The sequence below is a fragment of the Bacillus sp. FJAT-22090 genome (assembly GCF_001278755.1).
Lineage (GTDB): Bacteria > Bacillota > Bacilli > Bacillales_A > Planococcaceae > Psychrobacillus.
The window spans coordinates 1,140,348-1,159,420 of record NZ_CP012601.1; the positions used below are offsets into that span (position 1 = coordinate 1,140,348).

The window sequence follows — 19,073 nt, forward strand, 5'->3', positions numbered from 1 at the left end:
CTTTTTTTCTTATTGAACAAACACAGCAGGTTAGTTGAGATGGATTATTATTTTTTGGGGGGTTGATGATAGTTTTGAAGCACGATATATTGAAAGCATTCTTCATATTATGGGGGCTTATATTATTTATTGAGCTACTCTGGTTTGGATTATTGACTAATAGAACTCATTCAACTTCAGAAGTAATATTTGCTGTCACTGTGATTGCTGTAAGCAGTGTATTTGGTTCGGTTGGAATGTATTTATTTAAAAGCTCGAGGGAATAAAATCTAATTCAACCACCGGATGCTTTAGTTGAAAATCAAAGAGCGGTATTAGACTGCTCTTTTCTTATTGAACTAAAGGGGCAGGTTAGTTCAATAAGAAATGTTATAATAGACGCTACTAAAAGTCGTTAAAATGGTCAATAAAAAGAATAAAAGAATTTAAAATCTCCTTCAAAGTAGGTGTCTAAATGAGTAAACAATGGTTAGAGTGGGCAAAAAGAATTCAGGCTTTGTCCCAGTCCGGATTGGCCTTTTCTAAAGATATTTATGATATCGAGCGTTATGAAGAATTACGTAAAATTAGTATAGAAATTATGGCAGAACATACTGAACTTGATATGGATAAAGTAAGGGATTTATTTACAAATGAAACTGGTTACCAAACTCCAAAAGTTGATGTTCGAGGTGTTGTTTTTAAAAATAATCAGATCTTAATGGTAAAAGAAAATATTGATGATAAATGGGCTTTACCAGGTGGATTTTGCGATATAGGGCTATCACCCTCTGAGAATGTTGTGAAGGAAATAAAAGAGGAATCTGGTTTTGATGTTATACCAATTAGATTAATTGCTTTATTGGATAAAAATAAACACTCTCATCCTCCAGAAGCTTATCATTATTATAAGATATTTATAATGTGTGAACTTATTGGAGGGAAACCTACTCTAGGTACGGAGACGAATAATATTAATTTTTTTTCGGAACACAATTTACCGCAGCTTTCTACTAATAGGAATACTGAATCACAAATTAAAACCCTCTTCGAATTTTTGAGGAACCCTGAAAAAGAAACGATATTTGATTGACACTAAAGATATTTTGTTTAGAATCTGTTATTTAAAGTGTGGATTCATAGTGTAGCTTTGTAAAAAAGAGTGATTATTTATTATAAAGTTTTTTCATTTATAAAAAGATTGATAATGTGTTTTAACGTTTGATTAAAATCATCTAACCTCTAAGGTTTCTTAGAGATAAGAATTATTTTTTATTGGATATTTATGTTATATCAATATAAAGATTGTGAAGAAATGTACTTAAAGTAACGGGTACTTTAGTTGAACAAGACCATCAATTCGATGGTCTATTTTTACGTCCAAAAAATCAAGTAGTTTTCGGCGATCTATTGTTAAAAGTTACCCTTAAACTAACGTAGAAGTTTAGTTTAACAAGTTTTTATTTATATGGTAAAATAATACAAAGAATACTCAGAAATGAGAGAGGTGATAAGTATATGTCATCTATAATTGCATTCTGTACTATATTTATAATAATTGTTTTTTTTGCTATGGCAAAAACGATAAAGGATAGTCAAAGTAATGATAGAGATAAATAATAATTTTTTCTAGGATCTCAATTACTTCACTAACGGGGCAGTTAAGTTTAATAAGAACGGCTAGATGAAGGGTTATTAGTGGATCTTTCAAAAGAACGGTTTGTATTAAGGGGAATTATTGAAAATGATTGGAAGATGTGCATAAATACGCATCAGGATTTATGACCTTTTTGTTGAACTTATTCAACGGGGTAGTTTAGTTGAACAACTACATTGGATTAGCTAATCAATTTGAAGTAAAAAGTAAAGGTGGTGATTATTATAGAATCCTTAGGAGTTATTCTATTTTTATGGATTTTTTTATGGTCAATTACAAAAACGTTAGAAAAATTAACAGATAAAATTTTAGAGAAACAAGATAAGCAGTTTAAATTATTAGAAGAAATAAAATCGAAATTAGATGATAAATTTGAATAGAAGATTGTGTTTCATAAAAGGCATAATAATGTTTTCCTAATATAACTAACGGGAGCTTTATTTCAAGAAGGAGTAAAGCCTTTTTTATTCTTCAACTAAAGCAAGGTTAGTTGAAGAAGTATTGTTTAGATGCGTGTTGAAATAGATATTATATAGAAATAATTCAATCTTAGAATTTGGGAGAGGGGGAGTTATGTTGAGAAATATACTTACTTTATTACTTACAATATTGCTTTTAACAGCTTGTTATTCTAATCAAGAAACTATTAAAGCTACTGGTGAAGGGGACTTATGGAAAGTACATTACATATACGAAGTAACTGAGGAGGAACTCTATAAGAGAGGAGGTATTGAATATACAGGAGATGAAGAACTTCTTTATGTCACTTATTCGTTAGTTACTGACGAAGGCGAACGTAGCGGGGAAAGAAAACCTCAAGAAAATCAAACCGCTATAGATTTTGGGGCGAGCTCAAGTAATAATCCTCCAAGAGTTATAGATGACGCAATTATATCGTTAAATCATGCTTATATAGAAATTAAATGGCGGACTAATACAGGCGAATATGAAGAAAAAATTAACTTGAAAGTTAACTAATTTTGAGTGGATATTAATCAAACTTTATTTTTAAAGCAATATCTAAAATGCCTTATTCAACTTAAGAGGCAGTTTAATTAAATAGGAGAAAGTGAGTTTTTTTTACACTTCACACATATTGTGAATCAAACATAAAAGGGCAATCAAAATTAGATTGCCCAAAGAATTATTATTCTTTATCTGGAAAGTTTAAGTGTAGTGGTGGAGGTATAAGCCAGCCTTTATCTTTATTTAATCGTAATAGCTTTGCTCCTAATTGGGCTTTGCTTAAATGGAATTGGCCATACATTAAAGCAATATCTTCTCTAATACACTGACCCATTGCCTGACTGCATGCGACTAAACCTGTGGCACAATCCATTGAGAGTGCAGCACTTATTTCAGGATCATTAAATCTTGCACCAGCAGGAATGTCTTCTAGTCTTGCAACTGGCCGTTCAGGTGGTGCAGGTGGTAGTCCAATTCCATTAATTTTTAGTATTACTTCAACTTGTTTATTTTCGTCTTTCATACATTGAATCGATTCTTCAATAATCTTTACTAAATCTTTATCACCAGTGTGATTAGCAAAGGTCTGATATGCAGCGATTAAACCGTTGTTTGTAGCTAGATTTGTCCATAAAGCAAATACTTCACCGTAATGTAACGGTTCGTCTTTTGGATTACCGCTTAGAACTCCCATTATTGCACTCCCTATCATTCATAATAATTTTTCATTCCAAAATATTATGTGTGTAAATTAGAAAAGTATTCATATAGGGTTTAGAATCAATACTTAAATCACAGTTCGACCAAAATGTTTCTAAAACAAAAAATACCTTTTGCATGAGTTAAAAAGTATTAGAGAAATTTTTGATAAAACCAGTTGATAATGGGAAGTGATTTCTGTCAAAAAGTTTATTTTAGCAACTTTATTTTTGGTAATCCTATTATTGTTTGCATGCCAGAGATATAAGAACGATTTAGTTTTTGTTGGCGAGGGTGAAAATTGGTCATCCAAATTATCTGTTAATCAAACTAACGGAGACGAAACATATCAAATCCAGATTTACTACAAAGGATATAGCAAACAGGATATTGAAACTTTTACTTACTATGTTGAAGCAAGGAGTAACGGAGTAATAGATTTTGGTGAGAATAATGCTTCTTTAAATAAAGAGGGCAAGTATCAAAAAGATTAACCGATTTCTAATAGCCCATCTACAAGAAGATGAGTTAGTAATAAAAGTAGAATGGAATGGAATAAGCGAAGATTTTACCTTAATAAATGAATGATTTATTACTAACGTGGTGCTTTAGATAAACAAGACCATCATTTGATAGTCTATTTTTCCGTGCTCCATTAAGTAGTTGTGTAAAAGTGTAATGAAAGAAAAATAAATTCTTGGGGAATGGCAGGAGTGTTAAATTTTAAGTATAGAAAAAAGCAAAAGGGTAGTTAGAAAGAAGACTAAAAAAGTCCAACAGTTATGTTGAACTTATTATACTTGTTACTAATTTTCAAATTGGAGGTATTCTAAAACATTTCCGAAGGGGTCTCTAAAACTAATATATTTTCCCGGAGGACAATTAGTTGGTTCATCTATAATAAAATTTACTTCTTTCTCTTTTAAGAATTTAACTTTTTCATAAATATCTTCAGTTCGCAATCCTAATACAACTCCAGAAATATCTTGATTAGAGGTTGCATTATCTTTCTCTTCTAAAACAAGTGGTAACTCTTCATGTACTAGTGATACAATCTTCGGACCATACTGTTTGTTTAATTCAAAACCTAAAGTATTAGTATAAAAGTCAATTGCTTTGATTAAATTTGGCACGTAAATGCTTATAACACAAACTTGATTTTTCATATTAGTCCTCCTATTTTCGGTATTATTAGCTATATTCTACACTATTAATAATTATCTTTTTTTAAAATAACATTTTCACTTTGTTTTTCATTAAACTAACGGATCAGGTTAATACAAGAAAAAAATTTGAATATTAATTCGAAAAATGTTGAATTTTGTATTCGAAATATGTATTGTTTAAATTAAGTCGACTAATAATCTTATGGGGGGTACTTAATTGAAGTATGTAAATTTAGATGAACCTGAATCAGTGTCAATAATAGTAGAAACATCTCCTGTTTGGGAAACTATCCTTGGGATTGCTGGTTACACCCATGGTCAAATAAGGCACACTTTTGATTTAGATCAAAGGTGGGAGTCATCAACTATGCCAAATACACTTAAAGAATCATTAAAGGAAATCCAAAAGACTAATTTCTGGTACAGCTTAATCTTGTTGCAAGACAATTATTCAGCACAAACGATAGAGGAATTTTCTAACAAGATGTTAAATATGGATAGAAGAGAGTTTTATGGAACACTACTGCCCTATAAAGACCGTAAGAGTGAAATTATTCGAAAGGAACTGATTAATAAGATAGATCAAGGCGGCAACTTTAAGGAATATGCGTCCTATTTTAAGGGTCACGATTATTTAGAAGGATATGTTCTTAATCTTGAACGGTATTCGCAAAGTGAACTTATTGAGAATTTTATTAACGTACTGAACGAATGGTTTGATTGGATATCGAAGTTTGACGAGTGGACAAAGTGGAATCGAGCAATAGAGTTTGAAGGGAAACAATATCATTCTATAGATAAAACAAAACCAATTGAGGCCATTGAAATGATTACCGGCGGAGTTGAATATTTTCCTGAACCATCAGTTTGGATGGTAAAGCTTATTCCTCAAGTGTCCTATCGTCCCTGGACTTTAACGGTACGAACACCTGAGACTAAGTTATTTTTTTATCCCTTGAGGGAAGAGTATTTTTTGGAACCAGGCATTCCTCCTATGGAATTGATTCGTGGACATAAAGCATTAGGTGATGAAGTACGACTGAAGATACTTTACCAATTGACGAAAGGTGCATCTTCTTTACAAGATTTAAGTATACAATTCAATGTTTCTAAGACAACCATTCACCATCAGCTTTCCTTATTGAAAGCAGCCAAATTTGTTCAAGTAAACAAAGGAATTTACACAATCAATAAAACTCATATTAATGCTTTCCCTGGTCATCTTAGTAAATTTCTTGGTGAAAATCAATGAGAAAACTTTCAAAATCTTTCCAAGCACTTTGGGTTGGTCAAATTGTATCTGAATTTGGTGGTGCTGCAGGCGGGATTATAAATGGGTTACTCCTGTATGAACTTACGGGCTCCAAAGAATGGATGGCAACTATTTGGTTGATATATTTTATTCCATCTCTTCTATTGCAAAGTATAAGTGCACCTTTCTTGAATCATGTTGTGAAAGAAAAAATGCTTCGAAATATTCAGTTGGTACGAGCTGGAGCATACTTAATTCCTCTTGCGGGGTATCTGATTGGATCAGAAATTGGAATAATGATTGGATTGGTTTTGCTCCAATGTGTGTTGGGTTTGATGCAACCGATATACGCAAGCCTTTCCTTTTCTTTAATTCCTGAAATATGTAAGGAAGATGAACTTGTTGAAGCAAACGGTTTGTTGGACACTACACTAAGACTTATGAGTATTATCGCTCCAGGAATTACATCTTTATTACTTTTGATTATTCCGATGCAATATATCTATTTAGTGTCTTCTATCATGTTTTTGATAAGTTTTATCTCACTTTCCAGAATGCCTGTTATGAGTATTAATAAAATGGCAACATGGTCAAAAAAGTTTTGGTGGGAAGAACTAAAAGAGGGATACAGAGTTTTCTTTAGTTTTCCCCTTCTGCTTAGACTAACTGTACTCTCATCAACAGTTCAGTTTGCTGTAGGAGCTACGATGGTTTTAAGCTTACCCTTTATACAAGGGGAACTTGGTGGCCAACCATGGCAATATGCAATATTTAAAGGTGCTTTTCCTGTGGGTTATGTTTTAGGTACGGTACTACTTTTAAAAATACCCAAAACTCCATCGGTTATGTACCTAGGATTACTTGGTGGAGGATTATCGTTTATTCTTTTATTCTTTGTACAAACAATTCAATTCGCTTGGTTATGTGAATTAATGGGAGGGCTATTATTTCCTCTTTTTAATGCACAAAGTGCCGCCATTTTCCAACAAGAAGCTCCTCGTAATCGTTTAACTCAACTAAGTGCTGTTCGTCTTTTTATATTTAGAGTATCTATGCCTGTTGGGATATTATTTGCTTCATCAGCTTTTTTCGATATTAGCACTCGGAGCATGTACCTCATTATCGGTTTATCAATTGTACTTCCTGCCATGTTCTTCTTAATTAGTTCAGTTAACCACTTAAATAAATTTTTTATTGGTGTAAAGGAGAAATAACAATCAGTTTCTATTAAAAGAGCGTTCTTAGTGTTTTACCCTCTTTTTGTTGAACCTTTTGAACTAACGGGCAGTTTAGTTCAATAAGCAGGAGTTTTTGAAAAGATGAAGAAGCATTTGCTATATGGGGAAATATAGCTAAAAACTATTCTCATGAGGAGTGGTTTAATAGAAGAACATCAGTACAAAAACAAGTTGGAGAAGCATGAGAAACATTTATACAATATGTGTTGATTATAATATACAAAAATCAGGAGGTAATTATATGGGAAAATCTATAAATTACACGATAGAACCCCCTAATAACTTTGAGCAATTACTAACCTTATATGAATCTTTAGGATGGAATTCACTTAAATTAACAAGTAATTATTTGGAGCGAATGTGCAATCAAAGTTGGTATGCGATTTACGCATTTGATGAAAAACAATTAGTCGGTATGGGACGTGTTATTTCAGACGGTGTAATAACTGGATTAGTTTGTGGATTGTGTGTTCTACCAAGCTATCAGTCAGAAGGAATCGGCAAGGAAATGGTGAATCGAATAATTCAACATTGTGAGCAAAATCGGGTAATTCCTCAATTAATGTGTGTGGAAAGTTTAGAACCATATTATGAAACTTTTGGGTTTAGGAAATTCACTATCGGGATGTCAAAAAATATAAATAGATAGATTTAATTTGATTTCTTGATTTAACTAAAGGATGTTTAAGTTAATGATCATGGGTTGCTTAGGCAGCTCTTTTTTCTTATTGAACTAAAGAGGCAGTTTAGTTAAAAGGAGTATTTTGAAATGTTATTGAATAAGTTAATAAATGTAAAAAATATTAGGTTTGTTGTTTTAAAGGGTGTTGTGAATTACAACTTGAAAAGAAGATTGGAACCCTACGTTCTATTCAAAACATGCTTCAAATCTATTAGTAATTTCTGATGAAGAGATAAGTAACTATTTACGTTTTTTCATAAACTGAACAGAATCAGCAATAAAAAAGGGGATATAAAAATGAGTTTACAAATTTATAGCAAAAAACGTTCTATACAAAGTTATCTTTTTGAAAAATATCTAACTTTGCGAAATACAAAAAAGGGTTTTTCCACTATTGAACATACCTCGCAGTTCGTAAAACAAAGGGGAACTGAAAATATTAAGCCATATGTTATAGGGAATGTTAAATTTTCCACCGATATTAAGGAGCAAGTAATTGAGGACATAAAGGTTTTTACATTAAATGACCAAAAATCTTTGAAACAAAAAGTAATTCTCTATATACATGGAGGTGCCTGGACTAATCAACCTTTAATTTTTCACTGGAGGTTCATGGATAAAATGGCTCAATCATTAAATGCAAAAATTATTGCTCCTATTTACCCTAAAGTACCTAATTTTAATTATCAGCACACCTACCCAAAACTCTTAAACCTATATAAAGAAATCCTTGGAACAGTTGAAAGTCCTATACAACTGACCATCATGGGGGATTCGGCAGGAGGAAATATATCACTTGGTTTGGCACATCTCTTAAAGACGAATAATATACCTCAACCAAAAGATATCATTTTGTTATCTGCATGTGTTGATATGGGGCTTGATAACCCTCTAATACCTGAATATGAAAAAAAGGACCCAATGTTGGCTATTGGAGGAATGGAAGTGATTACAAAGATTTGGGCAGCTGATAAGAACATAGATGACCCATTAATTAGTCCAATCTATGGTAACTTTAAAGGACTTGGGAAAATCACTCACTTTATTGGAACACACGAAGGTTTATATCCAGATGCTATGAAACTTGATGAAAAACTAACAGAGCAAGGAATTGAAATCAATACATTTGTATATCCAAAAATGAATCATGTGTTTGTTGTAATGCCAATCCCTGAAGCTAAAGATGCTCAACAAAAAATTATTGAGATCATTAATAACTAATTGAGGTCTTTCAACTGCAAATTATTAGAGACCTAGAGCGTCATTTAGGCAGCATTTTTGTCATTAAATGCTCAGGTTATAAGATTTTGAAGGTTTGCATTTAAACTAACGGGTGCAAAAAGTATGACACGGAGAACCCAGTATCATTACTAACACTGACTACCTTATGAATTAATCGAACGAGAGAAATCGCAATTGTCGCGAGGGGCACTTGGCAGAATTCCTTTATCACCTTTTCTTTTTAAAATCCCATAGAAGTACCATTAAGGAATTACCCTCGGTTAAGCTGTTAAAAGGACCAATTAATTAAAATGATCCTTTTATTTGCCTCTAAACTAAAACTAGTAAATTTATACAATATTTTATACTGTTTTGAAAACGGATTGCAGTTGTGAATCGTCTAATAGTCAAAGAGAATCAGAGGGGAATAAGGGATGGATCGTGTTTTGGCGGAACAAGAATTGCGTCTGGTCTTATCTATAAAGACCTATTTAACAAAGAACACTATAAATAAATGCATGGATTATATAAAAAGCTGGCGCTATCGAAGTTATCATCTACCGATACTTTGAGGAGTTATCTATTGTAGAAATTGCCCAGATGTTATCGATATCTTCCAACACAGTAAAGACCAGACTAAAGAAATCTCGTGCACTGTTAAAAGAACAATTGAAACATAAGCAATGGGAGGAGCTTCTAAATGAAGGGAATTAAGCGTCAGCTGAACGCTATATTGAGTGATACATCCAAAAGGGGTAATCGTGTACAAGAAGGAGTAAATTTGAAATTGGGAAAACAACATCAAAACATACAAGTAGTAGGCTGGCGATATTATGCAACGATCACTGCTTTTATAAGTCTAATAGCATTTTGTATCTATTTAATTCCATTCGGTAATGTTGTAGATAATGTAAGCATGACAGAACTGGAACCTCCATTAACTGTACCCGCAATAGAAGATGTCGATGAAAAACTAGCTTTAGAAAAGGGAGATTATTACGAGATATTAAGACAATATTTCTTTCCTGATGGATCGAAGGCAACATTTTTAGGTGGATTTGAAAATGGTGGCGTCAAAATAGAAACAACTTGGTTAGATGATCATTATGTTCGACAAAATATCATTAATGATGGAGGAAATGTAGAACGTATTTATCGTTTAAAGGATAACCATATAGAAATAGTTTATGAGGAAATGGCAGATGGAGTACCCCGAATCCAATGGACTATTGAAAAACTAAATAAACTTCCCGTGAAGGAAATTTTATTCGAAGCTCCTTTTGAAGTAGGCAATCAATATGGAGATTGGTCTGTAATCGAAACCTCCGGTGAAGTAACAACAACCTATGGTAGTTTTTCGGATGTTCTGATTTTAGAATGTGCAGACAACGAGAATAATAGATGGATGAGGAGATACTATGTACGAGGTTTTGGTGAGGTGAAATGGGAGTTTGCAGAGCTTAATAAGGGGACTGGAGAATACGAAGTTATTTTGAATACTGATTTGTCGACAATAACCCCCTCAGTACTAGAAGAAAAGTCTATGTCACTTTTTGAAAGTGATGTAGAAACTAATTATGAACCTAATTCACATTCTGAATGGAAAAAATCTCCTGAAGGTTTAAAGCAAGCAACAATTGCCGGTCGAGGAGAATTAGCAGAGGAAGAAGGGGAAGCAGTTCTAGTTATTGAAAACTTTAATACAAATGAATCCGTCATTTACAAACTCAAAGATAATATTGATGGTCAATACACTCCTAAGTATGTGGAATGGATAGATGAAAACCGACTTTTTGTGATAGTTGGATTTGCACACGGCACTGTAACAAGAGGTGGTCAACTGTATGAGATGAACATAAAAGAGTATACGACGGTTCCAGTACTTGAAGACTTGAAAGAAAACGAAGAAATTATGGATATCAAGGGCAATGGGGAAGGTAAATTCACCTATCGAAAACATGTTTATGACGATGAATATTACAGTGAAGGTCATATAGAGGAAGAGACAATTACAGTTCCTTACAATTAATTAGTTAGTTTTTAGATATACTAAAAAGTTAGTCAACTTGACACTCATAATTTCATATTTGCGTTTAGGTATTAAATATAAGAGGGTGGGATATTAGATGAGTGAGAAATTATATAATTTAATTAAAGCAGTTTGTTTAATAGTCATTGCATTCGCTAGTGTAATAATATCTATGCAACTTACGCACATCGGATATTTGCTAAAAGCTATTGGACATTAAAAGACTATCATAAGAACAAATAGGGCAGGTTAGTTCAATAAGAAACGTGTTAAAAATAAAAAAACATACAAGGTGCTTATAAATTTAACTAGTGTGTTGATCTAATGAGGATTAATGCACTTTTTTATTGAATTCCAATTTATATAATTGCACAACTACAATTATTTGACTTTCACATGTAAATATTGCATGATCCGGTTCCTTTATCACGCAACCATGCAATTGCATATGCTTGACGAGCAACCGTAGAGTTGCTTATTCTCGATATATGAATTGGGACAACGAATCTATATTCAAAGCACTTGGCGACTCGACTCGACGGCTAATATTAGACGAACTTTCCGAACGCAACGAGCAGACGTTGTATGAACTTACGGTACGTCTTATTACGAAGCACGACCTTTCCATTTCTCGACAGGCGATAGCTAAACATCTTTCTGTATTGGAAGATGCAGGGCTCGTAAAATCAAAACGAAAGGGTAATATCGAGTACTTATTTTCAACAACGAACCACTTAAAAATTTGCTGAAAGGATGGATAGAGTTATTTTATTTAAAATATTTCTGAAGAATGTATGGTTTTTTCTGCTTGTTGCCAGATTGTGAGCAGAGTCCCATACGTCGCAACTATCAAAGGAGGCAAAAACATTATGAAAATCATTGTTACCAGTATATTCGTAGAAGACCAAGATAAGGCACTAGCATTTTATTCAGAAACACTGGGATTTGTAAAAAAGCATGACGTTCCCACAGGAGAATTTAGGTGGATAACGCTTGTTTCTACCGAAGATCAAAAAGGTACCGAGCTTTTACTTGAACCGAATAACCATCCAGCCGCAAAAGAGTATCAAAAGAAGTTATTCGCTGAGGGCATCCCAGTAACAATGTTTGGGGTTGCAGATATTCACGCAGAGTACAAACGATTAATGGAAAGAGGCGTGAAGTTTACTATGGAGCCGACAAAAATGGGCGAATTCACAATAGCTGTCTTTGACGATACATGCGGCAACCTTATTCAGATAATTCAGCAGTAACTTTATGACGAAATAATCTATATTCTGAACGACTTTATTGGTAAGTTTTAAGTACGGTGATGTTTTTTATCAAAATTAAACATTTTTATGCTAACCCTGTCCTAATTGGACGGGGTTATACATGTTTAAAGTTTAAAAATAAATGACAATGTTATCATACTACAATAGAAATGTAACATTGTGAATCACTTCACTTAAATTAGGGACATGCATAGTTTTTGTCGAGATTGTATAACTAATATACAAAATATAATATGTTAAAATTTGTTACAGAATTTGTTTGGAGGAATTATTTTGACAGTAGAAAAAAGTTTAAGGGTTTGTGAAAAGGGACATAAGTATTACAAAAGTAGTGAATGTCCAAGTTGCCCAACCAGTGATAAAGAGAATAAGCCTAAAAGTGCTTCCTTTCGAAACTTAGTTCACCTGCAAGAAATGCATTGGTTCACGAAGGGATTGACACTTTGCAAGAACTATCCAATTACACTGAAAAAGAAATTTTAAAAATTCATGGTATTGGACCAGCTTCCTTACCTATTATGAGAACTTCATTAGAAGGAGAAGGGTTATCATTTAAAGAATAAATAATTTAAAATACTTGACGTACTTTACTTAACAAACGGGTGCTTCAGTTGAACAACAAAAATAAAAGTAATCTTAACTTAGGCTGGATCCAATATGGGTCCAGTCTTTTTGTTTCAATAGTTCTTCATCCTCTTTTCTACCAAGGATTCATAAAAGAAGTAAATAAAAATAAAAATGGGTTTGACACAATCAACTACTTTGTAATACTATATAGTAGTACTCAGTATTACTAAGTAGATTGTTAGGAGGATATATGAAGGATTTAACTGAAATGCTTAAAGGTGTTCTTGAAGGAGTGGTGCTTCAAAAGATTCATGCTGGAGAAACCTATGGCTATGAAATAACAAAGTACCTAAATGATTTGGGTTTTGAGGATATTGTGGAAGGAACTGTCTATACCATTCTTGTTCGAATTGAGAAAAAAGGGCTCGTAGAGATTGAGAAGAAGAAATCTGAACTTGGACCTGCGAGGAAATTCTACAAGCTAAATGCTAAAGGGGAGGAAGAATTAAAGGAGTTTTGGCAACGTTGGATATTCTTAGAGGAAAAAATGAATGAAATAAAGGAGCAAAGAAATGTTTAAGAAGATGATCCAAGAAAAACGAGAATTTCGTGCATACCAAAAAAGAGTAAATGAATTACCGGAAGAATACAGAAAAGCAATGAAAGCTATTGAAAGTTATATGTGGAATTTTGCAAAGGGAGGAAGCATGCTAGAGCTTTTACGCAATATTTTAGAGATGTTCGAGAACAGTGCTACGGATGGATTAAGTGTGCGAGATGTAGTCGGAAATGATATCGCTGAATTTGCGGACTCCTTATTAGCAGAATTTCCAGAAGAAACATGGATGGACAAAATGAGAAAAAAATTAAGGGATTCTATGAAATAAAGGAGAGATAGTCATGAGCACAATCGTCCTAGAAATCAAAAATACTAAAAAGAGTTTTAAAGGGAATGAAGTTTTAAGAGATGTCAATATTACGGTTAAAGCTGGCTCGATTTATGCCTTATTAGGGGCAAATGGAGCCGGGAAAAGCACCCTATTAAAAATTGTTACAGGACTATTAAATAGTGATGGTGGAAAGGTAACAATTAAAGATATTGATGTTGCTGACAATCCGGTGGCAGCACAAAAGTTATTTAGTTTTAGTTCGCAAAATACCACTGTTGACGGTGTGCTTACTGGATATGAAAATCTTCACCTAATTGCAAAATTGCGACATAAGCTCAATCCGAAAAAGGTTGCCGAGGGTCTGTTAGATAAATTTGATCTGACAGAAGCGAAAGATAAAGCTGTCTCTACTTATTCAGGAGGAATGCGTCGACGTCTTGACTTAGCCATGAGTTTAGTTGGGGATCCAGAAATCATTTTTCTGGATGAACCTACTACTGGATTGGACCTGAAAAGCAGGCAGGAGCTTTGGAATACGATTAAAGAAATGAAGTCCCAAGGGAAAACCATTTTATTAACGACGCAATATTTAGAGGAAGCAGACTATTTAGCTGACCAAATCGGTTTTTTACGTGAAGGTGAAATTGTTGCCGATGGCACTCCAGATGAAATGAAACGTTTGGCAGGAGCAGATAAATTACTTCTTGTATTTAATAATCTTCAAGATACTGAAAGGGCTTTAAAACTTTTGGTATCTTATTCTCCTATCAAAAGGGCAGATTGTGAGATTTCCATAGATTTAGATGAAGAAATCAAAACGACCTTGAACGTATTGAATACCCTAACAACTGAAAAAATTGAACTCAAGATGTTCAAAATGATTACTCCAACTCTTGATGATGTATTTATGACACTTACGAAAGGATGAAAATTATGAATGTTTTTCAAAATTTAAGTGACACATTAACGCTTGCAAATCGGATCATTAAACATAATATACGTAGTGTCGACACGCTTATTACCGTTGTTGCGATGCCTGTTATGATGTTATTGGGTATGGTTTTTATATTTGGTGGAGCCATCCAAATTCCAGGCGTAACCGAGGATGAGTATATTAACTATATCCTTCCTGGAATCCTATTAATGACGATTTCCACTGGTTCTGCTTACACTTCGTTACGAATTAATTTGGATAAAACATCAGGGATGTTCGATCGGTTTAAGTCAATGCCTATCGCAAAGTCATCCGTATTAGGTGGTCAGGTGGTTGCGTCAGTTATCTTTATGATAGTTTCAATTCTAGTTGTTTTGATAGTAGGATTTATAGCTGGATTTAGAAGTGATGCAACATTTTTAGAATGGTTACTTGTAGCGTTGTTGATTGTTCTTTTTTCTCTTGCATTAACATGGATTTCAGTTCCTTTTGGTTTAGCTGCGGGAAGTATAGAAGGAGCTAGTTCTTTTTCTTATATCTTATTGATGCTACTGTTTGTCAGCTCTGCTTTTGTTCCTGTCGAAGGAATGCCAAAGGTAGTTCGAATATTTGCGGAAAATCAACCAATGACACCGATTATTCAGACCATTAGAAATCTATTAGACTCGCAGGCTGTTGGGAATGATCTTTGGCTGTCGTTCGGTTGGATGGTGTTAATAATATTGATTTCATATATTTTTGGATTGAAGGTTTATGGAAGAGTCTAAAGAGTCATTGCTGCAAATTAGTCGTTACTATTATAAATATTTAGTATCGAAACAGCAAAAAAGATAGTGGAAATAATAAAAGTGATCTAACCGGCTTTAGTTCTATTTTCCATAGGGCTAGGGCCGTTTAATAGTTTTTGAAACCTATCATGATTATAGGAATGTATATTCATTTGTCGCTAAAGAAAGGTCTTCAAATGTTTTGTAATTATGTATATCATTCTACCATTCGTTGAATAAATAGGAGCTGAACAAAGTTGAACAGTTCCATTGGGTAAGATGATTATAACTACAAGCCTTGTTCATGTATTGTGGGTAGGGTTTTTATTATTTGAATGAAACTTCGTTGAAAGATCCTCCACAGAAAATAACAAAATAAATTCCATATTCAATGATAAATTACCTTAACCATTTCGTAATCTTTTCATAATCTATAGATATCAATAAGAAAGGAGGGGGAATAAATGTCTGGATATGGTGGAGGCCAATACGGCGGATACAGTAATAGCGGATCTAACTTCGCTTTAATTGTAGTGTTGTTTATTCTACTTATTATTGTGGGAGCTACCTTTATTAGATACTAAACAATTAAGATGTTGATTATTTAAAATAATCAAGCGTTTCAGCTTTGAAAACTTCTCTATTCCTTTGTGAAAATTTCACGGTTTATAGAGGGATGAATAATTGGTAGGTAAAACAATATCGATAATCTCCCATTTTGTATTTTCTCTTCAAAAAATCGACCTGCTCTGAAGTGAAGTGACCCCTAAAAGTTAGACACGGGTATTTCATTAGTCAGCTTGGTAAAAATGAGTTCGGTATTGCACCGGACTCATTTTTAATTTTGCCTTCATCCGTTTCGTGTTGTAATACATAATATACTTTTCTAATTCGATTTTAAAATGCTCCACACTTTCAAACAACTCTAAATAGAGGAATTCCGATTTCATAATGCCGAAGAATTTCTCCATCACAGAGTTGTCGTAACAGTTTCCTTTACAAGACATATTTTGTACAATACCCCTACATTCTAATGCGTGACGATATAGCTTCATTTGATAATGCCAGCATCAATTCTTTCCTATGTAAGAAACTACGATTAGATAGAGCCTAACATAAGGCCCTTAATTTCTTTAGGAAGAATATTAATGAAGATTATAAAGTGAGGGTAAAAAAGAATGAGTAATCACTAGTACCCCTTTATGAATTTAAAGTTGTAGTAGAAGAGTATTTAAATGCAGCATTGTCATATCGATTAACCGTATTGAGCTGTTTATACAGCTCTTTTTCTTATTCAACTAAAGCAGCAGGTTAGTTCAATAAAGACTTGAAACAATCGTTCATATCAAACGTCTAACTCAGTTAAAGAAGGTAATTGGATATTTATGTTTAAAATATAATAGAAATAGCGAATGGATCTACTTAAATTACGTAGCAGGATAGGAAAGTAATTCAAAAAAAGGGGGAGAGAGAATGGATTTATTACTTTGGGTAACTGTTGGTTTCATCATAATCGGATTTGTTGTTCTCGTTTTTATCAAAAGAAATATGGAAAGTAAGAAAAGTTCAACTACCGAATCCATAGTTTGGTGGATAGTGGGAACCACAGCTTGGGGGGTAGCGAGTATTTTTCTAATTGGTTGTTGGTTTAGTAAAATTTAGGAGTTTTTGGAAATGGTTTAGAGGGAAGTAGTTCATTTTGAAATGTACTTAAACAAACGGGTGCTTTAGTTAAAGAAGAAAATTATTATATGTTCTAATTTTATGATAAATATCAAGTATATTTCGATGAACATATGTGAAATGTACACTTAAACTAACGCTGCAGGTTAGTTAATAACGAATGGATGTTATACTTTAAAGGAATTATTAAAATTCGAAGTTCAGCTATTTAATTAAAGTCTAAGAATATATTAGTGAGGTATTCAAAATAATGATGAAACTAGTACCCCCTAAGCCTTTTTTCTATAAAGGCGGAGAGAAAGCCGTTTTACTATTACATTCGTTTACAAGCAATACGAATGATATGAAAAAGTTAGCGAAGTATTTGCAAGAGAACAATTATTCTTGCTATGCACCATTATACAGTGGGCATGGTTTAACAGCTGAAGAACTTCTCACATATAGACCGTCAGATTGGTGGCAAGATGTACTAAACGGTTACCAGTTGTTGAAGGATGAAGGTTTTGAAAAAATAGCTGTGATTGGTCTTTCTCTTGGTGGTGTGTTTGCATTAAAAGTTGGTCAAGAGTTGGAGATAAATGGTGTTGTGACAATGTCAGTGCCAATACATCGGGAAGCTACTTTTCTACAAAAGCGTGTCTTTCATTATGCAAAAGGATATAAACAACTTGAAGGGAAAAATGAAGAACAAATAAATTTAGAAATGATACATCTTCAAAATATGCCTATCGATTCATTAAATGAATTCCAACAGGTAATTGATCTAACGATGAATAAATTAGCACTATTAAACTCGCCAATTCGTATATTATATGGTGAATTAGATGAACCATTGTATAAAGAGAGTGCAGAGGTAATTTTTCAAAGCGTTGCGACGAATCTAAAAACAATGAAGGGGTATCCGAACTCTAAACATTTAATGACATTAGGAACGGACATTAACGACGTGAACAAAGATATTCTTTCTTTCTTAAATGATTTATCTTGGTAGTTTTAATGAATCTTCAACTAACAGTAGTTTTACTTCAAGAAGGAGTATTGCTGTTTCCTTATTCAACTAACGGTATTTAGAATAAGTGGTTCTTGTATAAAAGCACCTTATTTTCTTCTACAATTGAACCCAATTGTGGAGCAACACAGATAGAAAAGAATCAAACTTTTTAATATAACCGGAACTTAAATCTGTTAGATAAGTATCCATTTTGATCAATCTTTTATCAAAATGGATACTTTTTATTTATCGTAAAATATTGGTTGGTATTTTTGATAAAACTTTATAGGGTCAGATCACGATAGTTTTTTATAGAGGCGATTTTTTGGATATTATATCAAGAAGAAAGTGAAAAAAATCACTTAAACTAACGGGGCAAGTTAGTGAAAGAAGAATATTGAATCTTAAAAAAATGTTCTAAGAAAATAGAGGATTAATTCATTATTTTATTGAAGTATAAATAGAAAGAATAGAAACACCTAGGAGGGATAATGATTTTTAATAAGGTGATAGAAGAACAACACGGTCAAGGGGATATTAAGGTTAAATACAGAGAAGCTATAAGAGCTATTATATTTCATAAAAATAAAATCCTTTTAGTTCATTCGAATAAAGGGGATTATAAATTTCCTGGCGGCGGGGTTGAAGGTAATGAAAGCCATTCGGAGTGTCTCATTCGTGAAGTGGCAGAAGAAACTGGGTATATTAACTGTATAATTAAAGACAAGCTGGGGTCAGTTATTGAAAGGAAATTAGACGAATATGACAATAACGCTTTATTCCAAATGACTTCACACTATTATCTTTGTGAATTAATAAACGATAAAAGAATTGCTCAACAATTGGATGAATATGAGTCCGCACAGGGGTTTAGACCAGAATGGGTTTCCCTTCATGATGCAATTGAGCAAAATGAAAAAATTATTAATAGCTTTGATATTGAAAAGAACGGTTGGGTAAAACGTGAAATCTTTGTTTTAAAGAAACTCAAAAATATATTAAGCTTATAGATTTCAGAAACAGTGAAGCGAATATTCTGTATAAGATCGCTTAATGTGCTAAGGGGTGCTTTACTTCC

At 33.1% G+C, this 19,073-nt stretch carries 22 protein-coding genes and 3 pseudogenes; 22 read left to right on the forward strand and 3 right to left on the reverse strand.

Annotation, left to right across the window (positions count from 1 at the left end):
* The first annotated feature begins 74 nt into the window (after positions 1 to 74).
* The 3 genes from AM499_RS06035 (at position 75) to AM499_RS06045 (ending at position 2,614) form a co-directional block, all read left to right on the forward strand.
* Positions 75 to 266 carry a hypothetical protein gene (locus tag AM499_RS06035; protein WP_156316763.1) on the forward strand — a complete coding sequence of 64 codons (192 nt, stop codon included), beginning with the start codon at positions 75 to 77 and terminating at the stop codon, positions 264 to 266.
* A 188-nt stretch (positions 267 to 454) separates the two neighbouring features.
* Positions 455 to 1,072: an NUDIX hydrolase gene (locus AM499_RS06040; protein WP_053589349.1), complete on the forward strand. Its 618-nt coding sequence runs from the start codon at positions 455 to 457 to the stop codon at positions 1,070 to 1,072.
* Between the two features lie 1,140 nt (positions 1,073 to 2,212).
* Complete coding sequence (locus tag AM499_RS06045; RefSeq protein WP_053589350.1) at positions 2,213 to 2,614, forward strand: hypothetical protein; 402 nt, start codon at positions 2,213 to 2,215, stop codon at positions 2,612 to 2,614.
* Positions 2,615 to 2,783: 169 nt separating this feature from the next.
* Here AM499_RS06045 and AM499_RS06050 read toward each other — a convergent pair whose 3' ends face one another.
* Positions 2,784 to 3,296, reverse strand: a complete 513-nt coding sequence (locus tag AM499_RS06050) for a DUF3231 family protein (protein WP_053589351.1) — start codon at positions 3,294 to 3,296, stop codon at positions 2,784 to 2,786.
* 196 nt (positions 3,297 to 3,492) lie between these two features.
* Between AM499_RS06050 and AM499_RS06055 the strand changes: the two genes are divergently transcribed.
* Complete coding sequence (locus tag AM499_RS06055; RefSeq protein ID WP_156316764.1) at positions 3,493 to 3,795, forward strand: hypothetical protein; 303 nt, start codon at positions 3,493 to 3,495, stop codon at positions 3,793 to 3,795.
* Between the two features lie 312 nt (positions 3,796 to 4,107).
* Here AM499_RS06055 and AM499_RS06060 read toward each other — a convergent pair whose 3' ends face one another.
* Complete coding sequence (locus AM499_RS06060) at positions 4,108 to 4,467, reverse strand: VOC family protein (protein WP_053589353.1); 360 nt, start codon at positions 4,465 to 4,467, stop codon at positions 4,108 to 4,110.
* A 217-nt stretch (positions 4,468 to 4,684) separates the two neighbouring features.
* Between AM499_RS06060 and AM499_RS06065 the strand changes: the two genes are divergently transcribed.
* The 15 genes and pseudogenes from AM499_RS06065 (at position 4,685) to AM499_RS21270 (ending at position 15,905) form a co-directional block, all read left to right on the forward strand.
* Positions 4,685 to 5,719: an ArsR/SmtB family transcription factor gene (locus tag AM499_RS06065; protein ID WP_053589354.1), complete on the forward strand. Its 1,035-nt coding sequence runs from the start codon at positions 4,685 to 4,687 to the stop codon at positions 5,717 to 5,719.
* Entirely contained in the window at positions 5,716 to 6,933 is a 1,218-nt protein-coding gene (locus AM499_RS06070) for an MFS transporter (protein ID WP_053589355.1), read from the forward strand. Before AM499_RS06065 ends, AM499_RS06070 begins: the two co-directional genes overlap by 4 nt.
* Before the next feature lie 265 nt (positions 6,934 to 7,198).
* Positions 7,199 to 7,606: a GNAT family N-acetyltransferase gene (locus tag AM499_RS06075; protein WP_053589356.1), complete on the forward strand. Its 408-nt coding sequence runs from the start codon at positions 7,199 to 7,201 to the stop codon at positions 7,604 to 7,606.
* Positions 7,607 to 7,936: 330 nt separating this feature from the next.
* The gene (locus AM499_RS06080) at positions 7,937 to 8,860 is read left to right on the forward strand and encodes an alpha/beta hydrolase fold domain-containing protein (protein ID WP_053589357.1); all 924 of its coding nucleotides are present in this window, start codon (positions 7,937 to 7,939) and stop codon (positions 8,858 to 8,860) included.
* A gap of 555 nt (positions 8,861 to 9,415) precedes the next feature.
* Entirely contained in the window at positions 9,416 to 9,574 is a 159-nt protein-coding gene (locus AM499_RS22365; RefSeq protein WP_442853789.1) for an RNA polymerase sigma factor, read from the forward strand.
* Positions 9,561 to 10,889 (forward strand): DUF4652 domain-containing protein, encoded by a 1,329-nt coding sequence (locus AM499_RS06085; RefSeq protein WP_053589358.1) that lies wholly within the window; start codon positions 9,561 to 9,563, stop codon positions 10,887 to 10,889. Before AM499_RS22365 ends, AM499_RS06085 begins: the two co-directional genes overlap by 14 nt.
* A 97-nt stretch (positions 10,890 to 10,986) precedes the next feature.
* The gene (locus AM499_RS22220) at positions 10,987 to 11,109 is read left to right on the forward strand and encodes a hypothetical protein (protein WP_269432410.1); all 123 of its coding nucleotides are present in this window, start codon (positions 10,987 to 10,989) and stop codon (positions 11,107 to 11,109) included.
* A 268-nt stretch (positions 11,110 to 11,377) separates the two neighbouring features.
* Positions 11,378 to 11,676: pseudogene (locus tag AM499_RS21265) on the forward strand (ArsR/SmtB family transcription factor).
* Positions 11,677 to 11,758: 82 nt separating this feature from the next.
* A complete protein-coding gene (locus tag AM499_RS06090; RefSeq protein ID WP_053589359.1) occupies positions 11,759 to 12,142 on the forward strand; it encodes a VOC family protein in 384 nt (127 codons plus the stop codon).
* Positions 12,143 to 12,436: 294 nt separating this feature from the next.
* Positions 12,437 to 12,726: pseudogene (locus AM499_RS06095) on the forward strand (RNA polymerase alpha subunit C-terminal domain-containing protein).
* 254 nt (positions 12,727 to 12,980) lie between these two features.
* Positions 12,981 to 13,310: a PadR family transcriptional regulator gene (locus AM499_RS06100; protein ID WP_053589360.1), complete on the forward strand. Its 330-nt coding sequence runs from the start codon at positions 12,981 to 12,983 to the stop codon at positions 13,308 to 13,310.
* The gene (locus AM499_RS06105) at positions 13,303 to 13,617 is read left to right on the forward strand and encodes a DUF1048 domain-containing protein (protein ID WP_053589361.1); all 315 of its coding nucleotides are present in this window, start codon (positions 13,303 to 13,305) and stop codon (positions 13,615 to 13,617) included. Before AM499_RS06100 ends, AM499_RS06105 begins: the two co-directional genes overlap by 8 nt.
* A gap of 13 nt (positions 13,618 to 13,630) precedes the next feature.
* Positions 13,631 to 14,548, forward strand: a complete 918-nt coding sequence (locus tag AM499_RS06110) for an ABC transporter ATP-binding protein (protein ID WP_053589362.1) — start codon at positions 13,631 to 13,633, stop codon at positions 14,546 to 14,548.
* Positions 14,549 to 14,553: 5 nt separating this feature from the next.
* A complete protein-coding gene (locus AM499_RS06115; protein ID WP_053589363.1) occupies positions 14,554 to 15,321 on the forward strand; it encodes an ABC transporter permease in 768 nt (255 codons plus the stop codon).
* A 464-nt stretch (positions 15,322 to 15,785) separates the two neighbouring features.
* A complete protein-coding gene (locus AM499_RS21270; RefSeq protein ID WP_082355184.1) occupies positions 15,786 to 15,905 on the forward strand; it encodes a YjcZ family sporulation protein in 120 nt (39 codons plus the stop codon).
* A 207-nt stretch (positions 15,906 to 16,112) separates the two neighbouring features.
* On the opposite strand, the pseudogene AM499_RS06120 reads toward AM499_RS21270, so the two are convergent.
* Positions 16,113 to 16,388: pseudogene (locus tag AM499_RS06120) on the reverse strand (IS3 family transposase); the annotation flags it as partial.
* 406 nt (positions 16,389 to 16,794) lie between these two features.
* Here AM499_RS06120 and AM499_RS06125 point away from each other — a divergent pair.
* The 3 genes from AM499_RS06125 (at position 16,795) to AM499_RS06135 (ending at position 19,005) form a co-directional block, all read left to right on the forward strand.
* Positions 16,795 to 16,983: a hypothetical protein gene (locus AM499_RS06125; RefSeq protein ID WP_053589364.1), complete on the forward strand. Its 189-nt coding sequence runs from the start codon at positions 16,795 to 16,797 to the stop codon at positions 16,981 to 16,983.
* Between the two features lie 271 nt (positions 16,984 to 17,254).
* Complete coding sequence (locus AM499_RS06130) at positions 17,255 to 17,995, forward strand: alpha/beta hydrolase (protein ID WP_231687539.1); 741 nt, start codon at positions 17,255 to 17,257, stop codon at positions 17,993 to 17,995.
* A 491-nt stretch (positions 17,996 to 18,486) separates the two neighbouring features.
* Positions 18,487 to 19,005 (forward strand): NUDIX domain-containing protein, encoded by a 519-nt coding sequence (locus tag AM499_RS06135; RefSeq protein WP_053589365.1) that lies wholly within the window; start codon positions 18,487 to 18,489, stop codon positions 19,003 to 19,005.
* Positions 19,006 to 19,073: the final 68 nt, after the last annotated feature.

Coding starts and splice junctions, on each gene's coding strand:
- AM499_RS06040 (WP_053589349.1), top strand. CDS start 455: ATGAGTAAACAATGGTTAGAGTGGGCAAAAAGAATTCAGGCTTTGTCC.
- AM499_RS06050 (WP_053589351.1), bottom strand. CDS start 3,296: ATGGGAGTTCTAAGCGGTAATCCAAAAGACGAACCGTTACATTACGGT.
- AM499_RS06060 (WP_053589353.1), bottom strand. CDS start 4,467: ATGAAAAATCAAGTTTGTGTTATAAGCATTTACGTGCCAAATTTAATC.
- AM499_RS06070 (WP_053589355.1), top strand. CDS start 5,716: ATGAGAAAACTTTCAAAATCTTTCCAAGCACTTTGGGTTGGTCAAATT.
- AM499_RS06075 (WP_053589356.1), top strand. CDS start 7,199: ATGGGAAAATCTATAAATTACACGATAGAACCCCCTAATAACTTTGAG.
- AM499_RS06080 (WP_053589357.1), top strand. CDS start 7,937: ATGAGTTTACAAATTTATAGCAAAAAACGTTCTATACAAAGTTATCTT.
- AM499_RS06085 (WP_053589358.1), top strand. CDS start 9,561: ATGAAGGGAATTAAGCGTCAGCTGAACGCTATATTGAGTGATACATCC.
- AM499_RS22220 (WP_269432410.1), top strand. CDS start 10,987: ATGAGTGAGAAATTATATAATTTAATTAAAGCAGTTTGTTTAATAGTC.
- AM499_RS06090 (WP_053589359.1), top strand. CDS start 11,759: ATGAAAATCATTGTTACCAGTATATTCGTAGAAGACCAAGATAAGGCA.
- AM499_RS06100 (WP_053589360.1), top strand. CDS start 12,981: ATGAAGGATTTAACTGAAATGCTTAAAGGTGTTCTTGAAGGAGTGGTG.
- AM499_RS06105 (WP_053589361.1), top strand. CDS start 13,303: ATGTTTAAGAAGATGATCCAAGAAAAACGAGAATTTCGTGCATACCAA.
- AM499_RS06110 (WP_053589362.1), top strand. CDS start 13,631: ATGAGCACAATCGTCCTAGAAATCAAAAATACTAAAAAGAGTTTTAAA.
- AM499_RS06115 (WP_053589363.1), top strand. CDS start 14,554: ATGAATGTTTTTCAAAATTTAAGTGACACATTAACGCTTGCAAATCGG.
- AM499_RS21270 (WP_082355184.1), top strand. CDS start 15,786: ATGTCTGGATATGGTGGAGGCCAATACGGCGGATACAGTAATAGCGGA.
- AM499_RS06125 (WP_053589364.1), top strand. CDS start 16,795: ATGGATTTATTACTTTGGGTAACTGTTGGTTTCATCATAATCGGATTT.
- AM499_RS06130 (WP_231687539.1), top strand. CDS start 17,255: ATGATGAAACTAGTACCCCCTAAGCCTTTTTTCTATAAAGGCGGAGAG.
- AM499_RS06135 (WP_053589365.1), top strand. CDS start 18,487: ATGATTTTTAATAAGGTGATAGAAGAACAACACGGTCAAGGGGATATT.